Annotated in this window: 1 protein-coding gene and 1 pseudogene; both read left to right on the top strand. The window is 68.3% G+C overall.

Going from position 1 to position 1,531, the window contains the following annotated elements:
• A pseudogene (locus tag VLF38_RS10665) lies at window positions 1-703 on the top strand (fumarate reductase/succinate dehydrogenase flavoprotein subunit); the annotation flags it as partial.
• 2 nt (window positions 704-705) lie between these two features.
• On the top strand, window positions 706-1,449 hold the full coding sequence (locus VLF38_RS10660) for a succinate dehydrogenase/fumarate reductase iron-sulfur subunit (protein WP_325271242.1): 744 nt from the start codon (window positions 706-708) through the stop codon (window positions 1,447-1,449).
• Window positions 1,450-1,531: the final 82 nt, after the last annotated feature.

The raw sequence follows: 1,531 nt of genomic DNA, 5'->3' as shown, positions 1-1,531 counted from the left end.
GGGCGGCCTGTGGGTCGACTACGACCTCCAGTCCACGATCCCGGGCCTGTTCGTCACCGGTGAGGCCAACTTCTCCGACCACGGCGCCAACCGCCTCGGCGCCTCGGCGCTGATGCAGGGCCTGGCCGACGGCTACTTCGTCCTGCCGCACACGATCCGCGACTACCTCGCGGACGGGCCGTTCGAGGCGATCACCGAGGACCACCCCGCCGTCGTCGAGGCGCGCGAGTCGGTCCAGGGCCGCATCGACCACTTCCTGTCCGTCAACGGCACCCGCAGCGTCGACTCCTACCACCGCGAGCTCGGCAACATCATGTGGGAGTACTGCGGCATGGAGCGGACGGAGACCGGCCTGAAGAAGGCCATCGACCTGATCCGCTCGCTCAAGGAGGACTTCTACCGCAACGTGAAGGTCCTCGGGAGCTCCGAGACGCTCAACCAGTCGCTGGAGAAGGCCGGCCGCGTCGCCGACTTCTTCGAGCTGGGCGAGCTCATGTGCATCGACGCCCTCAACCGCCGCGAGTCCTGCGGCGGCCACTTCCGCGGTGAGTCCCAGACCGAGGACGGCGAGGCGCTGCGCCACGACGACGAGTTCGCGTACGTCGCCGCGTGGGAGTGGGCCGGCGAGGACTCCATCCCCGTCCTGCACAAGGAAGACCTGGTCTACACGGCCATCGAGATGAAGCAGCGGAGCTACAAGTGAGCATGAACCTGACCCTGAAGATCTGGCGCCAGCCGGACGCCTCGTCCGCCGGGGCGATGCACACCTACCAGCTCTCCGACGTGTCCCCCGACATGTCGTTCCTCGAGATGCTCGACGTGCTCAACGAGCAGCTCAACGACCAGGGCGAGGAGCCGATCGCGTTCGACTCCGACTGCCGCGAGGGCATCTGCGGCATGTGCGGGCTGATGATCAACGGCGACGCGCACGGACCGGAGGTCACCACGACCTGCCAGCTGCACATGCGCTCGTTCAAGGACGGCGAGACGATCACCGTCGAGCCGTGGCGCTCGGACGCCTTCCCGGTCGTCAAGGACCTCGTCGTCGACCGCGGTGCCTTCGACCGCATCATCCAGTCCGGCGGCTTCGTGTCGGTGAACACCGGCTCGGCGCCCGAGGCCCACTCGGTGCCCGTGCCCAAGGACGACGCCGACCGCGCGTTCAACGTCGCGACCTGCATCGGCTGCGGAGCCTGTGTCGCCGCCTGCCCCAACGGCTCGGCGTCGCTGTTCATGGGAGCCAAGGTCACGCACCTCGGCCTGCTCCCCCAGGGCCAGCCCGAGCGTGACGAGCGCGTCGTCAACATGGTCGCCCAGCACGACCACGAGGGCTTCGGCGGCTGCACCAACATCGGCGCCTGCACCGCGGCCTGCCCCAAGGAGATCCCGCTCGACGTGATCTCGCAGCTCAACAAGGACCTGCGCACCGCGATCAAGCACGGTCACTGAGCCGCACCCGCTCCGCGAGCGGTGCGTGAGGGGGATATCGCCCGCAGCGAATCCCCTTCATGCACCGCTCGTCGGCGTTCCC

This window comes from Nocardioides sp., assembly GCF_035481145.1.
Classification (GTDB): Bacteria; Actinomycetota; Actinomycetes; order Propionibacteriales; family Nocardioidaceae; genus Nocardioides.
This window is presented reverse-complemented; position numbering and strand designations above follow the sequence as displayed.

Bases quoted from the DNA above. Each gene is read 5' to 3' on its own strand.
- VLF38_RS10660 (WP_325271242.1), top strand. From the start codon at position 706: ATGAACCTGACCCTGAAGATCTGGCGCCAGCCGGACGCCTCGTCCGCC.